General features: G+C 76.0%; 20 protein-coding genes. 4 read left to right on the top strand and 16 right to left on the bottom strand.

Going from position 1 to position 18,497, the window contains the following annotated elements; all coding sequences use genetic code 11:
• On the top strand, positions 1-810 hold an 810-nt coding region (locus AKI01S_RS43260), incomplete at its 5' end, for an ABC transporter ATP-binding protein (protein ID WP_157420562.1).
• Positions 811-833: 23 nt separating this feature from the next.
• On the opposite strand, the gene AKI01S_RS43255 is transcribed toward AKI01S_RS43260, so the two are convergent.
• From AKI01S_RS43255 to AKI01S_RS43215, 9 genes are read right to left on the bottom strand one after another with little or no spacing between them, the layout of a single operon-like run.
• A complete protein-coding gene (locus AKI01S_RS43255; protein WP_067831807.1) occupies positions 834-1,577 on the bottom strand; it encodes a maleate cis-trans isomerase family protein in 744 nt (247 codons plus the stop codon).
• Positions 1,574-2,224 carry a hypothetical protein gene (locus AKI01S_RS43250; protein WP_067831806.1) on the bottom strand — a complete coding sequence of 217 codons (651 nt, stop codon included), beginning with the start codon at positions 2,222-2,224 and terminating at the stop codon, positions 1,574-1,576. The genes AKI01S_RS43255 and AKI01S_RS43250 overlap by 4 nt, the downstream gene beginning before the upstream one ends.
• On the bottom strand, positions 2,221-3,003 hold the full coding sequence (locus tag AKI01S_RS43245) for an SDR family oxidoreductase (protein WP_067831804.1): 783 nt from the start codon (positions 3,001-3,003) through the stop codon (positions 2,221-2,223). The genes AKI01S_RS43250 and AKI01S_RS43245 overlap by 4 nt, the downstream gene beginning before the upstream one ends.
• Positions 3,000-3,947, bottom strand: coding sequence for a hypothetical protein (locus AKI01S_RS43240; protein ID WP_067831803.1), 948 nt, complete (start codon positions 3,945-3,947; stop codon positions 3,000-3,002). The genes AKI01S_RS43245 and AKI01S_RS43240 overlap by 4 nt, the downstream gene beginning before the upstream one ends.
• Positions 3,940-4,665, bottom strand: a complete 726-nt coding sequence (locus AKI01S_RS43235; protein ID WP_067831802.1) for a hypothetical protein — start codon at positions 4,663-4,665, stop codon at positions 3,940-3,942. The genes AKI01S_RS43240 and AKI01S_RS43235 overlap by 8 nt, the downstream gene beginning before the upstream one ends.
• Positions 4,662-5,819 (bottom strand): aromatic ring-hydroxylating dioxygenase subunit alpha, encoded by a 1,158-nt coding sequence (locus AKI01S_RS43230; protein ID WP_067831800.1) that lies wholly within the window; start codon positions 5,817-5,819, stop codon positions 4,662-4,664. The genes AKI01S_RS43235 and AKI01S_RS43230 overlap by 4 nt, the downstream gene beginning before the upstream one ends.
• A gap of 10 nt (positions 5,820-5,829) precedes the next feature.
• Positions 5,830-6,792 (bottom strand): alpha/beta hydrolase family protein, encoded by a 963-nt coding sequence (locus tag AKI01S_RS43225; protein ID WP_067831809.1) that lies wholly within the window; start codon positions 6,790-6,792, stop codon positions 5,830-5,832.
• Positions 6,789-7,598 (bottom strand): oxidoreductase, encoded by an 810-nt coding sequence (locus tag AKI01S_RS43220; protein WP_084000812.1) that lies wholly within the window; start codon positions 7,596-7,598, stop codon positions 6,789-6,791. The genes AKI01S_RS43225 and AKI01S_RS43220 overlap by 4 nt, the downstream gene beginning before the upstream one ends.
• Before the next feature lie 37 nt (positions 7,599-7,635).
• Complete coding sequence (locus AKI01S_RS43215) at positions 7,636-9,273, bottom strand: nitrilase-related carbon-nitrogen hydrolase (RefSeq protein WP_067831797.1); 1,638 nt, start codon at positions 9,271-9,273, stop codon at positions 7,636-7,638.
• A gap of 85 nt (positions 9,274-9,358) precedes the next feature.
• On the opposite strand from AKI01S_RS43215, the gene AKI01S_RS43210 reads away from it, so the two are divergent.
• Positions 9,359-9,640: a Dabb family protein gene (locus AKI01S_RS43210; protein ID WP_067831795.1), complete on the top strand. Its 282-nt coding sequence runs from the start codon at positions 9,359-9,361 to the stop codon at positions 9,638-9,640.
• 3 nt (positions 9,641-9,643) lie between these two features.
• Entirely contained in the window at positions 9,644-10,321 is a 678-nt protein-coding gene (locus AKI01S_RS43205; RefSeq protein ID WP_067831793.1) for a hypothetical protein, read from the top strand.
• Here AKI01S_RS43205 and AKI01S_RS43200 read toward each other — a convergent pair.
• Positions 10,209-10,817, bottom strand: coding sequence for a carboxymuconolactone decarboxylase family protein (locus AKI01S_RS43200; RefSeq protein WP_067831791.1), 609 nt, complete (start codon positions 10,815-10,817; stop codon positions 10,209-10,211). The genes AKI01S_RS43205 and AKI01S_RS43200 overlap by 113 nt on opposite strands.
• 95 nt (positions 10,818-10,912) lie before the next feature.
• Here AKI01S_RS43200 and AKI01S_RS43195 point away from each other — a divergent pair, with 95 nt between their 5' ends.
• Entirely contained in the window at positions 10,913-11,263 is a 351-nt protein-coding gene (locus AKI01S_RS43195) for a winged helix-turn-helix transcriptional regulator (protein WP_067831789.1), read from the top strand.
• Positions 11,264-11,462: 199 nt separating this feature from the next.
• Here the strand turns inward: AKI01S_RS43195 and AKI01S_RS43190 are convergent, their stop codons facing one another.
• From AKI01S_RS43190 to AKI01S_RS43165, 6 genes are all read right to left on the bottom strand, one after another.
• Positions 11,463-12,437 (bottom strand): alpha/beta hydrolase, encoded by a 975-nt coding sequence (locus tag AKI01S_RS43190; protein WP_157420561.1) that lies wholly within the window; start codon positions 12,435-12,437, stop codon positions 11,463-11,465.
• 134 nt (positions 12,438-12,571) lie between these two features.
• Positions 12,572-13,993 carry an aldehyde dehydrogenase family protein gene (locus AKI01S_RS43185; RefSeq protein WP_067831784.1) on the bottom strand — a complete coding sequence of 474 codons (1,422 nt, stop codon included), beginning with the start codon at positions 13,991-13,993 and terminating at the stop codon, positions 12,572-12,574.
• On the bottom strand, positions 13,990-15,132 hold the full coding sequence (locus AKI01S_RS43180) for an FAD-dependent oxidoreductase (RefSeq protein WP_067831783.1): 1,143 nt from the start codon (positions 15,130-15,132) through the stop codon (positions 13,990-13,992). Before AKI01S_RS43180 ends, AKI01S_RS43185 begins: the two co-directional genes overlap by 4 nt.
• The gene (locus AKI01S_RS43175; RefSeq protein WP_067831781.1) at positions 15,129-16,583 is read right to left on the bottom strand and encodes an aldehyde dehydrogenase family protein; all 1,455 of its coding nucleotides are present in this window, start codon (positions 16,581-16,583) and stop codon (positions 15,129-15,131) included. The genes AKI01S_RS43180 and AKI01S_RS43175 overlap by 4 nt, the downstream gene beginning before the upstream one ends.
• On the bottom strand, positions 16,580-17,848 hold the full coding sequence (locus AKI01S_RS43170) for an acyl-CoA dehydrogenase family protein (protein ID WP_067831780.1): 1,269 nt from the start codon (positions 17,846-17,848) through the stop codon (positions 16,580-16,582). Before AKI01S_RS43170 ends, AKI01S_RS43175 begins: the two co-directional genes overlap by 4 nt.
• Before the next feature lie 60 nt (positions 17,849-17,908).
• Positions 17,909-18,497, bottom strand: a 589-nt coding sequence (locus tag AKI01S_RS43165) for a hydroxymethylglutaryl-CoA lyase-like TIM-barrel protein (RefSeq protein WP_501162096.1), incomplete at its 5' end; no start/stop codon positions are given.

Raw genomic sequence — 18,497 nt, 5'->3', positions numbered from 1 at the left:
GCCCGGGTGCGGGCCGCGACCACCGCGCCGCCGACCGCGCCGCCCCCCGCGCGGCCGCGTCCGCTGCCCGAAGGGCCGCTCGGCGTCCGCCTGCGCGGCGTCCACTTCTCCTACGGCGGCGCACCCGTGCTGCGCGGCCTGGACCTCACCGTCCCGCCGGGCCGCACCATCGCCCTCGTGGGAGCGTCCGGTGCGGGGAAGACCACCCTGGCCCACCTCCTGGCCCGCTTCTGGGACCCCACGGAAGGTTCCGTGGAGCTCACCACCGACGACGGCGCCGTCGATCTGCGCGACCTCGCCGACGAGGACCTGCGGTCCGCGGTCGCGCTCGTCGGCCAGGACGCGGCCCTGTTCCACGGCACGCTCCGCGACAACCTGCGCCTGGCCGCGCCCGGCGCCGACGACGCCCTCCTCGACCGGGTCGCCGAACGGTGCGGCGTGGACCGGATCGCCGCCGCCCTCCCCGACGGCCTGGACAGTGTCGTCGGGGAACGCGGCGCGACCCTGTCCGGCGGGCAGCGCGCCCGCGTCGCCCTCGCCCGCGCCCTGCTCGCCGAACCCCGGGTGCTGGTGCTCGACGAGGCGACCGCCCACGTGGACACCGTCGGTGACGCCGAACTGGCCCGCCTGCTCGCGGGCCACGACGCCACCACGATCGTCATCGCCCACCGCCCGGCCACCATCCGCCGGGCCGACCACATCGCCGTCCTGGAGAACGGCAAGATCATCCAGGAGGGCACGTGGGACGCCCTCACCGCGGCCCCCGGCCCGCTGACCCGCCTCCTGAACCCGGTCCCGGGGGCGCCCTGACCGGCGGCGGCCCGGACGCGGCGTCAGAACTCGCGCAGCAGGCGCCCGGCTCCGGGGACGCGGTCCTCGACGCCGTTGTCGCGCAGCGCCATCCACCAGGTGGCGGCGTTGATGGCGACCACCGGCAGGCCCAGCCAGCGTTCGGCCTCGTCGGCCAGGCGCACCATCGACAGGTTGGTGCCGCACTGCACGATCGCGTCCACCCCGGTCGCGGCGAGGCCGCGCAGCGCGTCGCGCAGCCGGTCCTCGCCGACGTGCGCGATCGACACCGCCGTCGGGCAGCGCAGGCCGACGATCTCACCGACCTCGAAGCCGATCTCGGTGAAGAACGCCCGCACGTTGGCGTCGCCGACCGGCTGGTAGGGGGTGACCACCCCGATGCGGCGCGCGCCGAAGAGCCGCAGCGCGCGTTCGCACGCCTCCGCCCCGGTCGCCACCGCCAGGCCGGTGATGCCCTCGACCTGCCTGACGAACGCCCGGTTGCCCTCGACGCCGCCCCAGAACGTCTCGGCGGACATGCCCATGACCATGTAGTCGGGCTCGCAGGTCATGACCCGTTCGCAGGCCGCGCCGATCTCGGCGCGGATCTGCTCCAGGAGCCGTTCCATGCCGGCGTCGCCGTCCATGTTCTGGTCGCGGATGTGGATGCGGGAGAAGTGCGCGGTCACGCCGGGCACCGCCATCCGGTAGAAGTCGGGCTCGACGATGGTGTTGGTGGACGGGGCGATCACGCCGAACTTGCGGCGCCAGCCCAGCGCGTCGGTCATGGGGTCACCGGCTCCTTCACGCGGACGGTCTGGGACAGGCGCCAGGCGGCGTAGGCGAACGCGGCCTGGGTGAGGGTGTTGCAGCCCTGCTCGACCCACTGCAACGCGACGGTCTGGTCGGGGCGGGCGGCGAGCGGCCCGAGGACGTACTGGCCGGTCAGCCAGAGCCCGAACAGCGCCGAGGCGGCCCGGTCGCCCTCGGCGCGGCCCAGCAGGGCGAGCCGGACGGCGGCGACGCTGACGGCCGCGATCGCCAGCACCATGGCGGGCCAGGTGTCGCGCAGCGCCGCCGAGGCGGCCAGCCCGAGCACGGGGAACGCGGCGAGCGCGGAGGCCAGGGCGCGGTGCGCCCGTGCGGCGGGCTCGGGGTACAGGGCCCGCGCGAGCAGGGTGAAGCCGACCAGCAGCAGCGGGAACAGCGCGCCCTCCAGCCAGGCCAGGTCGGGGCCGTCCAGCGCGACGACCAGCTTCCAGGCCGCCTTGGCGAACCCTCCGGCCCCGGCGCACGCCCCCGCCAGCAGCGCGATCCTGGCGGCGCGCGGCCCGAACCGCGCGCCGATGTAGGGGACGAGCAGGACGACGCCGGTCGTGGTGAGGACGACCGGCACGAAGTCCTCGACCGCCAGCGCCACCGGGTAGTCGGTCACGGCCCCTCCCCGAACGGGTCGCGTTGGCGGAAGGCGGCCGTGGCGAACCGGACGGCGGCCTTGCGGCGGGTCAGCCACGCGACGCGCCCGCCGTTGGCGGTGCCCGCCAGCACCCGGTCGGCGAGCCAGGGCGTGACCGTCTCGACCCGGTCGGCCAGGATCGTGAAGACCTTCTTGGCGCGGGCCAGATCCTCGGGCGGGTAGTCCCGCACCAGCAGGTCGGTGACGACCATGCCGGGCGACAGGTGCGCGGCCCGCACCGGCGTGCCCCGCAGCTCCCGGGCGAGGGCGTCGGTGAGGTAGGTGACGGCGCGTTTGGTGGAGCCGTAGGCGATCAGCCCCGGCACCGCGCGGCCGTCGCCGCCGAGGCCCTCCATGTTCCAGACGGTGCCGCCGCCCTGGGCGCGCATCCCGGCGACGGCGACGGCGCTGCCGTGCAGGACGCCCAGCAGGTTCGCCGACACCACGGCGTCGAGCTGCTCGGGGGACTGCTCCCACAGGGGGCGGCGGGCGGTGGAGACCCCCGCGTTGTTGATCCAGTGGTCGATCCGGCCGAACGTCCCGGCGGCGGTCTCCCACAGCGCCCGCACCTGGTCGCGCCGGGAGGTGTCGCAGGGCAGCCCGACGGCGCGGTCCCCGGCGTCCAGCTCGGCCAGGGCCCGGTCCACCGACCCGGCGGTGCGCCCGCAGACCGCGACCCGGCAGCCCCGGTCGAGGAAGGCGCGCGCCAGCCCGAGCCCGATCCCGCGCGTCCCGCCGGTGACCACGACGGCGGTCACGCCTCCTCCCAGCGGAGCACGCCGTGCAGGACCCCGGTCAGGACGTTGCCGCGCGACAGCTCGTAGACCACCGTCAGCGTCGTGCCCGCCCGCATCCCCGGCGAGGCGTCGACCATGAACTCGCGCCCCCGGACCGTCCAGGCGCCGTCGAGGTGCAGCAGCGGGTAGTTCGCGCGCCCGTAGGCCTGGGCGTTGCCCCAGGCGTCGGGGCCCTCGTAGAACGACCGGAACCCGTCGCGCCGCCACTCGGTGACGAACGCCCGGTCCAGCTCCCCGCCCCAGGTCGTGCGCAGCCGGGTCCGCAGCAGGTCGAGCGGCTCCAGCTCGATCGCCACCGCGACGTCGCCGCAGAGCCTCTGGTCCGCGCCCCACAGCTCGCACGTTCCGCGGTAGGCGCCGCGCCGCTTGGTCGGCAGGACGAACGGCGTCGGACCGTCGCGGGTCTCGTCCGCCAGGAACGCCTTGATCGCGGCCCGGGCCGCGGGATCGTCGTCGTGGGCGGCGGCGCGCCGGTAGACGCCGTTGAAGCAGCCCACCACCGCCCACCCCTGGTACAGCACCGACGAGTACACCTGGGTCTCGCCGTCGGGCAGCACGTGGTTCCAGGTGTTGAGGCTCACCTGCCAGCCGGGCCCGTAGTACCGGGCGTCCACGAACCCCCCGTAGGGCCGGCCGGAGCCGTGGAAGTCGGGCCCGGTGTAGAGCCGGTCCCGGTCGGAGTCCACCACCCCGAACGCGAACGGCGCGCCCAGCCGGAACCGCCCCGCCATCGGGCCGCCGCCCTCCAGCCCGCCGTCCATGTAGTAGGTGGTGACGCCGTCCTCGAACACCGACGAGCGCCGGATGTCCTCGAACCCCCGCCAGGTGCCGGTCGCGTCGAACAGCGACGGCCGCCCGTGCCACTCCCCGGCGATGCGCCGCTGCCAGGTGCTCGGCTCAGCCACCGCGCACCTCCGGGGCGGCCAGCTCGGCGCGGATCTCGTCGGTGCGCCCGTCGCCGAGCAGCCGGGACACGTTGGCCCACACCGGATCGACCTCGCGGCTGAACAGCGCGGCCCGGTTGCGGGCGTCGCGCGCCGCCAGGTCGGTGTCGGCCAGGGTGTCCGCGACGTCGCCGGGCAGGCCCTTGTCCAGCAGCGTCCGCCAGTGCGCCAGGTAGGCGTCCACGAACCCGCCGACCCCGCGGAACCGCTCCTCGTCGGTGCGGTGCACCAGCATCCAGGGCGACATCATCGCGTACTGCCGGGGCGAGATCGCCGCCCGCGACGCCCCGAACAGCGCCGCCGCCTCCTCGAACGCCGGGGTGAGCGGCTGGAACGCGGCGTTCAGGTACTCCAGGTGCGAGGCCAGCTCGGCGCGCGGCACCAGGTCCAGGTGGAAGGCCAGGGAGCCGCCCGCCTCCACCGCGTCCAGCGTGAAGTGCGGCACCGCCGACTCCGGCGGCGTGAAAGCGAACAGCATGTGGCTGTCCATGCCGATCGGCGGCACCGTCAGCCCCACGTACACGACCTTGGCCAGCCGGACGCCGCGCAGCACCCGCAGCCGGCCCACCGGCTCGGGCGACACCGGGCCGACGAGGTCCTCCTCGCGGACCGGACGCAGGTCGTCGGCCTCGGCGAGCGCCGCCATGGTCCGGTCGCTCAGTTCCCTGGGCAGGCTCACGCGGTCTCCTCCTCGGCGGGGGCGTCGGGCGTACGGCCGCCCGGTGCGTCCGCGCCCCGTGCGCGGTGCGTCCAGGCGCGGGCGAGCTCGGGGTCGTCGCGGCGGGCGGGGGAGGGGATGACGGTGGCGGTGCGGCGCGGCCCGTCGCCGGTGGCGGTGTCGTCGTCGCCGACCCACCAGCCCCGCTCGATCAGCGCGCGGCGGCGGCGCCGGTAGGCGACCTGGAGGGCGTCGCTGCGCAGGTGCAGCTCGTCGGCCAGGTCGAACGGCAGCAGCTCGGGCCGCTGGTTCTCCACGATCGGCCTGTCCTGGAGCAGGATCTTCTCGATGCGCCGCAGCGCGTTGCGGTCGGCCCAGCCGCCGGTGAAGAAGTTCCGGTAGCCGACGATCTTCACCAGGGTGCGGTCCCGCGACAGCGGGACGTTGTGGTCGTACAGGATCAGGTCGCCGAACGGCAGCCGCACGTGCAGCTTGACGATGTTGGGCAGGTACCAGCCGTTGGTGACGACGACGGTGTCGGGCCGCGTCCGCGACAGCAGCCCCCACAGGCCCTTGGGCGGGGGCGGGCTGAGCAGGATGTCGGCCTCGGCGGACCAGTCGTCCCCGGTGATCTCGAAGTCGGGGATCTGCGGCCGGTCCGGGTTGCCGAACGAGGTGCCGTGCACGAACGGCGTGTGCGCGGCGTCCACGACGTTCTCGAAGGTCCGCTCGTAGTTGGCGGCGATCTCCATCTCGAAGTACACCGCCCGGAACGACGGGTCGTCGTGCTGCGGGAAGTGCGGGATCGGCGGCCGCTCCTCCTCGGGCAGGTCGCCGAGGAAGGCCCAGACCATCCCGTACTCCTCGCGCACCGGGTAGGAGTCCACGCGGGCCTTGCGGGGGATGCCGCGCCCGTCGGGATTGGCGGGGATCCTCGTGCAGGCGCCGTCGGGCGCGTACTCCCACCCGTGGTAGGGGCAGGCGATCCCGTCGTCGCCGACGAGCCTGCCCATCGACAGCGCGCCGCCGCGATGGACGCACAGATCCGACAGGCACACCACCCGGCCGTCCCGCCTGCGGTAGAGCACGAGGTTCTGCCCGAGGCAGGTCACCCTGCGCGGGGCGCGGGTCACGGCGTGCGCGAACTCCACCGCGTACCAGAAGTTCTTGAGCATGCGGGGCTCCTTATCGGCGCGACAGCCGGACGAGCGCCGGGTCGGCGTCCGGGACGGCGTCCTCGCCGCGCAGGTGGGCGCGGAGGAACGCCGCCACCAGGTCGGTGAAGGCGCGGCGCGCGGCGGCCGGATCGCCCTCGGCCGCCAGGTCGAGGAACGCGCGCGCCGCCGTCGGGTCGGCGGGGTCGGCGAGCGCGAAGTGGTTGGCGCCGGGCAGCACGGCCAGCAGGTCGTCCGGCCCCGACAGGCCCTCGTGGAAGGTCCGGGACACCGGGTCGGCCGCGGCGCCCGGAACGGCGTCCTGCCCGTAGCGGTCGGAACTCCCCATGATCACGCCGTCGCGGGTGCCGACGCCCAGCAGCACCGGGCCGTCCACCTGCGCGGGCAGCACGGTCCCGGCGGGCCAGCCGAGCATCGTCGCGACCATCGTGTGGGCGCCGTAGGCGAAGCAGGCCCGCACGCCCGGCAGGAACCGCGCGGACTGGAGGGCCACGGTCCCGCCCGCCGAGTGCCCGCCGAGCGCGACCCGGTCCAGGTCGAGCATCCCCTTGAGGAGGTCCACGCCCTCCAGGGACGCCAGCACCGCGCCGATCGCCGGGCAGGTCGGCCGCGTCCCGTAGACGCCGGGCCGGGCCGCCTCCAGGTCCACGCCGGGGGTGATGCCGACCTGGCCCCCGAACAGCTCGCCCACCCGGTCGAACGTCACCACGACGAACCCCCGGGCCGCCAGGCCGGCGGCGAAGGTCCGGTAGGCGTCCTGCCCGACGTTCACCCCCGAGCAGAACAGCACCACCGGATACGGGGCGCCGCCGGGGTCGGGCGGGATGACGCCGGTGAGCCGTTCGGCGTCGGTGCCCTCGGGACGCGCCGGGTAGTAGATCTTCGGGTGCGCGGTGTCGAACGGGGGCTCCCCGCCGGTCCGCACCGCCCACCACAGGCTCCGGACGACGGTCCCGGTCGCGTGCGCGGTCATGCGCCCGGCCTCGGCAGGACGCGGTCGCCGCCCCACAGGCCCCGGACGAGCCGGTCGGTGGTCTCCTGTCCGAAGTAGCGGACGCCCATGACGTTGGCGGGGTCGCGTTCGGCGATGTTGCGGCGGATCGCCAGGTCGGTCGCGGCCAGCCCGGCCCGTTCCGGCCCGGGGACGGGCTCGGCCCCGTCGACCCAGCGCAGCCAGCGGTCCACGTGCTCGTGGGTGAGGCGGCGCACCAGGCCGAGGAGCCGGTCCGAGCGCGGGAACGAGTAGCACTGCGCCGTGGGCGACAGGCTCGCCCGGATGAACCCGGCGCGGCTGGTGAACCACTCCAGTTCCGGGTACTCCTGCCTGACCGCGAGCCACTGCTCGTTGAGCGGCTCGTAGTAGCGGTCGTAGTACCCGCCGTCGGCCGCCAGGTTCACGCGCGGCACCGAGTCCAGGTAGAACCAGCCCTCCGGCCACACCAGCAGCGCGATCCCCAGGTGCGGCACCCGGACCTGGGGGCCGAGCCACACCGTCAGGTGCAGGTTGGCGAAGCCGGCCTTCGGGTCGCCGAGCCAGGAGTGGACCATCCAGTCGACCTCGGGACCGGTGAAGGCGGCGAGCCGCCCGCCCGGCCCGCCGGGATGGGCGCCGTAGGACTCCAGGGGCTCGGTGGAGGGGTCGCGGCGCAGCTCGAACCGCGCGTCGATCTTCGCTTTCAGCTCGGCCAGCAGCTCCTGCCAGCGCTGGAAGGTCTCGGTCACGTCCACGACGGGGGAGGAGTCCACCATCTGCTCAACGTGCCGCAGGGTCTCCTTCAACGGAACTCCGCTCGGTGGGGGATCGGGTCGGGCGCGGTCAGGGGGTGGCCGCGGCGAGCGAGGCGACGGCGCGCCACGGGCGGCCGGCGACCAGGTCGGTGTTCTTGGACACGAGCCGGTTCACGGCCCGGGCGGGATGGACCGGCGCGAGCGTGACCGGGCCGTCGGCGCGGGTGACCAGGGGGTGGCTGATGCGCCCGGTGAACGGTCCCTCCCACGCGGTCCACAGGGTGAAGTCGCCCGACAGCGCCAGGACCAGCCCGGCGTCGCCGCCCGCCGCGACGACGTTCAGCCGGTTCTCGGCCGCCCTCTCCAGCAGCCCGAGCCGGGTCTCCCACGGCTCGCGGGGGGTGAACGGGACGGCCAGCACGTCGGCGTCGGCGACGGCGGCCAGCCGCGCGGTCTCCGGGTAGAGGGCGTCGTCGCCGACCACGATCGCCAGCCGCCCCCACGGCAGGCCGAACACCTCCAGCCCGTCGCCGAGGCGGGTGGCCCACGCGGCGTGCCGCGCGCTGCGGTGCAGCTGGCGTTGCGTGTCCACCAGGCCGTGCGCGCTCACCAGGCACCCGAGGTGGGAGTCGCCGTCGCGGACGCTGGTCACCGCGTGCGCGGAGGTGCCGCGCAGCGCGTCCGCCAGCACCCGCGCCGTCCTGGTCGCCGACGCGTCCGGCCCGAACGCCAGCTCCGGCAGCACCACCAGGTCCGCGCCGCGCAGCGCCGCCTCCCGGGCCAGCGCGCCCGCCTCCACCGGCGCGGCGGGCCGGGCCACCGCCGCGGTGATCTCCTTGGCGCCCGGCGGGGCCGTGCGCGGGCGGGGCGGCGACACGATGGGCCCGTACAGCTCCGGCCGCCGCGCGGCGAACACGTCGGTGCCGTCCGGGCGCGTCTTGTCGTCGGCCGCCGCCGGGTCGATGTCGGCGACCACGACGGCCTCGCCGGTGCGCGGGGCCCGGGCCAGCACCGTCCCGTCGGGCGCGACGACCTGGCTCTCCCCGGCCCCGTGCAGCCATCCGGGCGGCACGCCCAGGCGCTCGCTGATCGCGGGCAGGTGCTCGGCCGGGAGCAGCGGCCCGACCTTGTTGGCCGCGACCACCCACACCCGGTTCTCGGCGGCGCGCACCGGCACGTGCAGGGACGCCTCGTCGGTGGCGAACGAGTTCAGCCCGTTCAGCAGCACCTGCGCGCCGCGCACCGCCAGGTCGCGGCAGACCTCGCCGAGCACCCCCTCCATGCAGGCGTACATGCCGAGGCGGCCGAGCGGCGTCGCCACGACCGGACCGGCCGCGGCGCCGGGGTCGAGGTGGTCGCCCTCGGCGCCCATCAGCACGAGCTTGTCGGAGGCGGCCAGCAACGTCCCGTCCGGGCCGTACAGCAGGTTGGTCCCGGTGGTGCGGCCGTCGTCGCGCGCCAGGGTGACGTTCAGCTTCACGTGCACCGCATGCCGCCGGGCCCGTTCGGCGACCGCGGACAGGAACGCGTCGCCGGGGCGGCGCGCCCTCTCGCGCGCGGTGGCGCGGGACGGGTACCACGACAGGTGGTCGCAGAACTCCGGAAGCACGACCAGCCGCGCGCCCCCCGCCGCCGCCCGGTCGATCATCCGCAGGCAGGCGGCGAGGTTGGCCGCCACGTCCTGCCCGACGGCGAACTGGACGGCGGCCACCCGGACCGGAGCCATCGCGCCTCCTCGGTTCCCCTAGCGAAACGATGTTTCCAAAACATACAATCGCCGGGCCGTCCTGAACAGGGCCCGGGAGGATCCGTTGCTCACCCACGTCGTGTTGATGAAGTTCGCCGACCCCGCCGACGCGCCCACGGCCAAGGCGCTGCTGGAGGGTCTGACCGGCCGGGTCGGGCAGATCCGCGGCATGACGGTCGGGCTGGACGTGGTGCGCTCGGACGTCTCCTACGACCTGTGCCTGGTCACCACGCACGCGTCCGTCGAGGAGCTGCGCGGCTACCAGGACCACCCCGCGCACCGGGAGGTGGCGTCCTGGCTGCGGCCCCGGCTGGCGGCCCGCGCGGTCGTCGACCACGAGGGCTGACCGGTGCTGTCGGCCGCGCTGGCCGGGCTGGCGGTGGCGCAGGCGGTCCTGGCCGGGCTGGCGCTGCGCCGCCGCGACCCGCTGCTCGCGGCGGTGGGCGCGGGGATCGCCTACGACTCGGCGGTCATCGGCCTCGGCGCGTCCCTCGGGGAGGGGGAGGCGCTGCGCGCGCTGAGCGTCGGGCGGTTCGTCGGGCACGCCGCGCTGACGCCGCTGCTGGTCGTGTGGGCGGCGCGCCTGGGGTCCCCCCGCCGGGTCCGGCGGGCCGCCTGGGGCGTGGCCGCCGCGCTGGTGCTCTACGGGCTGGTCACCGAGGTCGCGGGCCTGCGGCTGGAACCCCGGCACTACGCCGACACCCTGCGGCTCGCCCCGGCCGGATCGGGGCCCCCGATCCCGGCCCTGGTGGCGCTCGCGGTCGTGGGAGCGGCGGCCTGGCGGACCCGGCGGCGCGCGCTGCTGGCGGCCACGGCCGTGACGTTCGCGGCGTCGGGGGCGGCGGTCGCGGTCCCGCCCCTCGGCAACCTCGGCGAGGCCCTGCTGCTCGCCGCGATGGCGCTGACCCGGCGGCCTACGGCGGACCGCCACGACCGTCCACCCGAAGGTCCGCCGGACCGGCGCGGCGGACGTCGGCGAAGCGGGGCGCGCCCGGCTCCAGGGGGACGCGGGCGGCGGTCGCGGTGAAGCTGATGGCGTGGTACCAGCCGCACAGCATCAGCAGGTCGAGGAGCTCGGGCTCGGTGAAGGCGGCGGCGAGCCGGGCCCAGAGGGCGTCGTCGACGTCCGAGGTGTCGTGCAGGGCGTCCACCGCGCGGATCAGCAGCCGTTCGCGCTCGTCGGTCCAGCAGCCGTCGTCCGGGCCGCCGTGGGTGAGCGAGGAGATCTGCGGCGCGGTCAGCCCGGCGCGGTCGGCGAACACCAGCACGTGCACCCCCCACTCGTACTCGCAGCCGCAGCGGGCGCAGGTGCGGTCGATGACGATCTCCCGCTCCCGCAGCGACAGCGTCAGGTCCCGGCCCAGCTCGTAGCGGCCCCAGCCGCTCATCGCCCCGGCCATCGGCAGGTTGCGGACGAGGGTCCGGAACAGCGCGATCGGCGCGGTCCCGGCCGGCGTCATCCGCGCCAGCCGCTCCTCGACGTCGGTGGGGTGGGGCGGTTCGAGCGGGGTGATCCTCGGCATCACGGTCTCCCTCCGGGCCCGGACGGCCGGGCGTTTCGAAAAAAGAAACAGTGCCGGGAGGGTAACGTTTCGAAAAACGAAACACAAGGAGGGGCATGCCGAGGAATCCCCGTCCCGGGGTGCCGGTCCGCGGGTCGCGGACCGGACGCCCGATCATGGCGGCGCTGGACCTGCTGGGCCGCCGCTGGGCCCTGCGCCTGCTGTGGGAGCTGCACACCGGTCCCGTCGGGCCCCGCGCCCTGCTGTCCCGCTGCGAGGGCCTGTCGTCCAGTGTCCTGTACCAGCGCCTCGCCGAGCTGGGCGACGCCGGCCTCGTCGCGCGGACCGAGGCCGGATACGCCCTCACCGCCCTGGGCTCCGACCTGGTCCGGGCGCTGGGCCCCCTCGACGCCTGGTCCGAGCGGTGGTCCCGCGCCCTGGAGGACCCCGGCCCTCGGGAGGGGTAGACGGTGTCGCGAAAGCCCTGGCCCACGGCGCCCGCCCGGGGGACTCGCGCCTCACCAGGTCTTGGCGGGCGCGGCATCGCTCCGCGATCCGACCCGCGGACCCTCGCCTCCGGCCTCGGGTCCGCGGGTCAGGTGACGCGCTCGCGTGCGTGGCCGGGGCCGCTGCGGAACAGGGACCGGCCCCCGCTTCGCGGGAGGGTCAGGACGAGCCGGTGAGCGTCTGGGCGGTCCCCGCGTTCAGCAGGCCCTGGTAGTAGGCGCCGCCGGGGTAGTGGTCGGCGGTCCTGGTGCCGTCGAAGGCGTCACGCGCCCAGCCGACCGCCAGGGTCTGCAACGCCGCGACGTTCCTGGCCTGCGGGGTGCCGCACGCGACGGTGCCGGTGGTGTCGGTGCTGGCGCCCTCGGCGTCGGTGTGCGCGCCGGTCGTCAGCCGCACCCCCACGAACGGGCGGTGCAGCTGCGCCTGGACGGCGGCGGTGCCGGAGCCGTTGCTGTTGCAGGAGTAGCCGGGCGCGGAGATCGTGTGGATGGGCAGGGTCGTGTTGTCGAGGTGGTTGAGGGACGCGTCGGTGTTGTTGCCGACCAGGGACTTCACCGGGTCCAGCAGCACCACGCCGCGCACCGTCGGCCAGGCCGCCGGATAGGCCGAGCGGAGGCGCTGGGTCACGTACAGGGCGGCCTCGCCGCCCGCCGAGTGGCCGGAGAACACCTTGTTCCGCGGCAGCGTCAGGTCCGGGCGGCCCGCCGCGTTCCTGGCGCGCGCGAAGCTGCGGCCGAGCTTGTCGTCGGGATCGGACGCCTTGCCGAACAGGTCGGCCACGTTGTTGAGGAAGTCGGTGTTGTTGCCGAGGTTCTGCACCGTGCAGCCGTAGAGGTTGGCCGAGGGCAGCGTCGGGGCGAACACCACGTACCCGGCGGAGGCGTACTTCCCGGCGAGGTCGGCCATGTGGTCGTTGGCGCGGCCGAAGCCGTGCTGGAGCCAGACCAGCCCCCTGGGGGCGCCGCCGGGGAGGTACCAGTCGGCGCTCTGGCTGCGGACGGTGAACGCGCAGCGGATCTCGACCGTGGTCTCGATCCGGGTGACGGCGGCGTGGGCCGGGGCCGCCGCGAGGGGGGTGAGCAGAGCGGCGACGGCCGCTCCGGCGGTGAGACCTGACGCGAGAGGACGGGTCACGCGCATGTCGCCTCCGAGGGCAACGACTCCGTTTCCTCTAGGGAAACGAAGTTTCCAATATGATGGAGCTCATACAAGAACGCGCGCGGCCCCCGGTCAAGACGTTTCCAGAACGCTGTTCGGTAACGGTCGTGTCAGGAGGGATAGCCGCCCGCGGGCATCCCCGCGCCGCCCGGCCGGAACGCCGCCGGGGCGTGCACCGCGCAGGTCTGGACGTACTCGCGCAGCCCCTCCACCCCGTACTCGCGGCCGTGCCCGCTGCGCTTCACCCCGCCGAACGGCGCGCGCAGCGCCAGCCCCGTGCGGTTGTGCGTGTTGACGAACGCGAACCCGGCCTCGAACCGCCGCGCGAACGCGAACGCCCGCTCCTCGTCGGCCGACCACACCGACGCGCCCAGCCCGAGGTCCCCGGCGTTGGCGCGGGCCAGGGCCTCCGGCTCGGAGTCGTAGGCCAGCAGCGGCACCGTCGGCCCGAACTGCTCCCCGGCCACGACCGGGGCGTCGTCGTCCAGCCCGGTCAGCAGCGTCGGCCGCACGAAGTACCCGGCGTCCATCGCGGCCCGCACCGCGCCCAGCTCCGCCACGTCCGCGCCGCGCGCCGCCGCGTCGTCCACCAGCGCCCGCACCCGCGCGGCGGCGTCCGCCGAGACGACCGGGCCCACGGTCGTGCCCGCCTCCAGCGGGTCGCCGAGCACCAGCGTCCGCCGCGCCGCCGCCAGGTACGCCTCCCGGAAGTCGCCCAGCATCGCCCTCGGCACGTACAGGCGTTTGGCGGCCACGCAGACCTGGCCCGCCGTCGCGAACGACGCCATCACCAGGCGGTCCATCGCCGCGTCCGACAGGTCGGCGTCGTCCAGGAACACCGCCGCGTCGTTGCCGCCCAGCTCCGTCACCACCGGGGTGAGCGCGCGGGCGGCGGTCGCGCCGATGTCGCGGGCCGCCGCCGCGCCGCCGGTGAACGCGACCCGGTGGACGCGGGGGTGCCCGACCAGCGCCCGCCCGGTCTCCGCGCCGCCCTGCACGACCCGCGCCAGCGCCTCCGGGAACAGCGCGAGCACCGCCCGCACCGTCAGCGGCGCCAGCGGCGACGGCTTCACCACCACGGTGTTGCCCGCCGCCAGCGCCGCGCCCACCTTGAGCACGGTGAGGATCACCGGGGCGTTCCACGGGGTCACCGCCGCGACCACCCCGTAGGGCCGCCGCCGCAGCAGCAGCCGCCCGGCCGCGTCGTCGGTCTCGCGGTCGGCGAACGCGGCGGGCGCGTGCGCGGCGGCCCACCGCAGGTAGGCGGCCGAGAACCGGATCTCCCCCCGGCAGTCGGCCAGCGGCTTGCCGGTCTCGCGGGCCAGCAGCCCGGCCGGGCACGCCGCGTCGAGCGCGTCGGCGACCGCCGCCAGCACGGCGGCGCGTTCGGCGACGGGCCGCGCCGCCCAGCCGGGCTGGGCGGCCTCCACCGCGCGCACGGCCGCGTCCACCGCCCGCGCGTCGTCGACCGGGACCCGCCCGACCTCCTCGGCGACGCGCGCCGGGTTCTCCCGGACGATCCACGCGCTCACGCCGGGACGTCCCGCAGCGAGGCGATCATCGAGGTGCGCAGCAGGTGCGCGCGCAGCCGCGCGGGGTCGGCGGCCAGCGCCCGCAGGTCGTCGTGGCGGGCCGCCGGGTCGCGCAGCCGCTCCCAGTTGTCGTGGGTGATCCGCCGGACGTAGGTCAGCGCGACGGCGCGGCGCTCCTCGGCGGCCTGGTCCAGCAGCCGGTCGTCATGCCCCGCGGCGACGTCGGCCAGCGCGTCCGCCAGCAGCACCGCGTCGTGGATGCCGCTGTTCATGCCCATCCCGCCGAGGGGGTTGTTGACGTGCGCGGCGTCCCCGGCCAGCACCACGCGCCCGTGCCGGAACCGTGCGGCGACCCGCTGGTGGACGCGGTACAGGCTGGCGTGCGCGACGTCCCACTCCCTGTCCACGACCCCGCGCAGCCGTCCGGGCAGCCGCGCCGTCTCGTCGGCGTCGCCGGTGCCGTCCGCGGTGGGCAGCAGGACCCGCCAGTGGTCGGGCGTGTGCAGCAGCACCAGCCACTCGTCGGGGTCGAACAGGTAGTTCACCGGCGCGAGGCCGGGGATCAGCGCGGCCAGGTCCTCGCGGGTGGAGGCGACCAGGAACCGTTCGGGGTAGGTCATGCCCTCGAACGCGATCCCCAGGGACCGCCGCACCGCCGAGTGCGCGCCGTCCGCGCCGACCAGCCAGTCGCCGTGGACCCGCCGCCCGTCGGCGGTCACCGCCACCACGCCGTCGGCGTGGGGCAGCACCTTCCGCACCGGCGACCGGAACCGCACCTCCCCGCCCAGCGCCGCCAGGTGGTAGCGCAGGATCGGGGTGAGCCTGCTCTGCTCGCACTGCACCCGGAACGGGAAGGGGGTGTCGCCCGCCAGCACCGACAGGTCGAGCTCGGCGACGACCCCACCGCGCCGTTCCCGGTACTGGAACGTGCGCGCGACCAGGCCGCGGGCCATCAGCTCCTCCACCACCCCGAGATCGGCCAGCATCTCCAGGGTCGGCGGGTGGAACGTGGAGGCGCGCGACTCGGCCGCCAGCGCAGCCCCCGCCTCCAGCACCGTCACCTCCAGGCCCCGCCGCGCCAGCGCCAGGGCGGCGGTCAGCCCGACGGGTCCCGCGCCCGCCACCAGCACCCGCGTCACGACGGCTCCCGTGAGTACGGCTCCCGCGAGTGCAGGGCGAACCGGTTCTCGACCCCGACGACCCGCGCGCCGGTGAAGAACCGCAGCGTCTCCACCGTGCCCTCCTCACCGAGGCCCGACAGCCCCCACGCCGGACGCGGCGCGAACAGGTGGAGGCTCATCACGCTGGAGCCGTTCACCTTCACCTCGCCCGCCCTGATCCGCCGCGCCACGGCCAGCGCGGCGTCCTCGTCGGAGCCGACCACATAGCCCTCCAGGCCGTGGCCGGTGCCGTTGGCGAGCGCGACCGCCTCCTCGACCGTCGCGTACGGGTGCACGGTCGCGACCGGCCCGAAGATCTCCTCGGCCGCCCGTTCCGGGGGAACGCCGCGGACCAGGGCGGGGGACAGGTAGTTGCCCTCCTCGGGCACGGCGGTCGCCATGGTGATCCGCCCGCCGAGCGCGTCGCGCCGCGCGGCGACCAGCGCCCGGTGCCGGGAGTGGACCAGCGGCCCGAGGTCGGTGCCGTCGTCCAGCGGCGGCCCGGCCCGCAGCGCGCCGAGCCGCGCCTCCGCCGCCGCGTGGACCTCGTCGGCGAGCCCGGCGGGCACGACCAAGCGCCCGAGCGCGCGGCACCACTGCCCGTTGAGGGTGGTCAGCAGGTCCACGGCGGCCCGCGCCGCCCGGTCGGGGTCGGCGTCCGGCATCACGACCAGGGGGTTGTTGCCGCCCAGTTCGAGCTGGGCGGGCTTGAGCCCGGCGGCGCACGCCGCCGCCACCGCCGTGCCGCCCGCGGTCCCGCCGGTGAACGACACCGCGCGCACCCGGGGGTCGGCGGTGAGCCTCGCCCCGAGCCGGCCGTCGCCGTGCAGGAACTGGAACGTCCCGCGCGGCGCGCCCCGTTCGGCGAGCACCGCGTCCACCGTCTCGGCGAGAAGCTGCGTGCCGTAGGGGGCGTACTCGCTCGGCTTGAGGATCACCGGGCAGCCCGCGGCGAGGGCGCTGGCGACCTTGTGCGCGGCCATCGGCGCGGGCGCGTTCCACGGCACCAGGCACAGCGCCGGGCCCCAGGGCAGCCGCCGCACCTCCACGCCCGGACCGGGCCGCTCGGTCAGCGCCCCCGCCCGCAGCCGCCCGGCCGCCAGCCGGAACGAGCCCGACACGATCGCGCCGAGCGGCGCCGTCTGCCGGATCGGCACGCCGGTCGCCCGCGACTCCAGCTCCGCGATCGTTCCGGTCACCGCCTCCAGCGCGGCGGCGACGGCGTCGAGGACCTCGGCGCGTTCGGCGTCGGGCGTCTCGCCCCAGCGCGGGTCGGCCGCCGCGAGCGCCCGCTCGGCCCGCGCGCCGCCGGACACCGCGGCCGGACGCAGCTCCGCGCCGGTCGCGGGGTCCTCCAGCACCAGGTCCAGGACGCCGTCCACCGGCGCCCACTCGCCCGCGACCAGGTCGCGCGGCTCGGCGGGGATCACCGGGACACGCTCGCGAACAGCGCGTTCTCCCGGTCGGAAGTGATCATCTGGGCGGCCTCCAGCCGTCCCCGCTCGGCGGGGAACGTCATCACCAGGCCCATCGCCAGGTCGCGCAGCCCCCGCCCGATCACCCCGTCCATGGTGGCGGCGGAGGTGCCGCACGCCTTGAACGCGCCGACCGCCACCTGGAAGCACGCCTCGGCGATGTCGCCCTTGCCGATCCGCCACTGCCGGTACACCTCGCGCCGGGGCCGCAGCGGCGGCTCGGAGGTCTCCAGCTCCAGCTGGCGGCGCGCCCACAGGTAGGCGGTCTCCAGCCGCTCGGCCATCTCCCCGATGATTACCTGGTGCATGGGCGACGACGCGACGGGGCGGCCGGTGTCGGCGAAGGTCCCGCGGGTGAGCCGGTCCACGGCGAAGTCGTACACCGCCTGGGCCGCGCCGAGGTAGACCGCGGAGATCGCCAGCTGGTTGCCGACGAAGCTGCCCCGGCTCATCCGCAGCATCCGCACGAACGCGCCGGGCACCGTCAGCGCCTCGTCGGCCGGGACGAACACGTTCGTGAGCGTGACGCCGTGGTTGGCCGAGGCGCGCATGCCGAGGCCGTTCCACGGGTCGCGCGACCTCACCCCGTCGGCCTCGCGCGGCACCAGGAACAGCGCCAGCCCGTCGGCGTCGCCGGTGCCGTCGAGCCGGGCCGTCACCAGGTAGGCGTCGGCGACGCCGGTCGCGCACCCGAACGACTTGACGCCCTCCAGCACCCAGCCGCCGCCGGCGGGGCGGGCGCTGGTGGCGATGGCGATGTTGGCGCTGGAGCTCTTGACCTCCTCGCTGGCGAAGTTCGCCATCCACGTGCCGCCCGCCATCCGGGTCAGCACCTTCTCGGCGAACGCCCGCACCACCGGCGCCTCGTCCGCGTCGAACAGCCCCGCGTCCAGGGCCTCCAGCGGCAGCAGCCCGCGCGAGGCGCTGGTGTTGTGGAAGAAGAACGCCAGCGCCGTGGACGGGCAGGCGCCGCCCATCGCGTAGGTCGCGGCGGCCAGGTCGCGCAGCCCGCCGCCCAGGCCGCCGAACCGCTCCGGCACCACCAGCCCGAGCAGGCCCGCCTCCCGCAGCAGCGCCACGTGCGGGGAGGGGAACTCGGCGGCGGCGTCGGCGGACGCGGCGGCGGCGCGCAGCGCCGGGAGCACCGCCTCCACCCGCTCGGCCCGCGCGCGCTCGGCGTCGGTCATGGTCTCGACGAGACGTTCGCCCGTCAGGGTCATGGGGGGAGGTCCCTTCCTTGTCGCGGAGGCGTGCGGTGGGGGTGGGCTGCGGGGGCGAGGTCAGGACGCCATGCGGTAGGTGCGGCCCGGCAGGGGGCCGCCCCACACCGTCTCCAGCGCGGCGGCGGCCGCGACCAGCGCCGACCGGTCGACGGGGGTGCGCACCTCCAGGCGTTCGGCCAGGAACAGCACGTCCTCGGCGCACAGCCCGCCGTCCACGCCGCCCAGCGTCGCGTCGAAGTGCCGGACGCCGCTCTTCATCGCGGTCAGCGCGTTGGCCAGGCCGAGCCCGTACGCCTCGCGCAGCCGCGCCCGCAGCGGCACCGGCCGGGTCGCGGCGACCGCGTTCTGGAGCAGCCGCCGCACCCGCAGCGGGGACGCGGCGTCGGGGCCCTCGTCCAGGGCGATCTCGTCGCAGCCGAGCTCCAGCAGCCGTTCGACCGCCGCCAGCGCGGACGCCTCGCGCCCGGCCGCGAACGCGTCGGCGACCCGCCCGACCGTCCGCAGCCCGCGCCCGGCCGCCGCCGCGACGATCTCGGGCGCGTGGCGGTCGTCGTGGAACTCCACCGCGCCCGCCGCGCCGCGCGGCAGCGACCGCACCTGCGCGGGCCCGGAGACCAGCACCGATCCGCGCGGCCCGGGGTCCGGC

Source organism: Actinomadura kijaniata NBRC 14229 (assembly GCF_001552175.1).
Taxonomy (GTDB): domain Bacteria; phylum Actinomycetota; class Actinomycetes; order Streptosporangiales; family Streptosporangiaceae; genus Spirillospora; species Spirillospora kijaniata.
The sequence above is the reverse complement of the archived record's forward strand: the minus strand, read 5'-3'. Positions and strand labels throughout refer to the sequence as shown.

Excerpts from the sequence above, each read along its gene's own strand:
- AKI01S_RS43195 (WP_067831789.1), top strand. The coding sequence starts at position 10,913 with ATGCCGAGGAATCCCCGTCCCGGGGTGCCGGTCCGCGGGTCGCGGACC.
- AKI01S_RS43170 (WP_067831780.1), bottom strand. The coding sequence starts at position 17,848 with ATGACCCTGACGGGCGAACGTCTCGTCGAGACCATGACCGACGCCGAG.
- AKI01S_RS43215 (WP_067831797.1), bottom strand. The coding sequence starts at position 9,273 with ATGGCTCCGGTCCGGGTGGCCGCCGTCCAGTTCGCCGTCGGGCAGGAC.
- AKI01S_RS43255 (WP_067831807.1), bottom strand. The coding sequence starts at position 1,577 with ATGACCGACGCGCTGGGCTGGCGCCGCAAGTTCGGCGTGATCGCCCCG.
- AKI01S_RS43200 (WP_067831791.1), bottom strand. The coding sequence starts at position 10,817 with ATGCCGAGGATCACCCCGCTCGAACCGCCCCACCCCACCGACGTCGAG.
- AKI01S_RS43225 (WP_067831809.1), bottom strand. The coding sequence starts at position 6,792 with ATGACCGCGCACGCGACCGGGACCGTCGTCCGGAGCCTGTGGTGGGCG.
- AKI01S_RS43230 (WP_067831800.1), bottom strand. The coding sequence starts at position 5,819 with ATGCTCAAGAACTTCTGGTACGCGGTGGAGTTCGCGCACGCCGTGACC.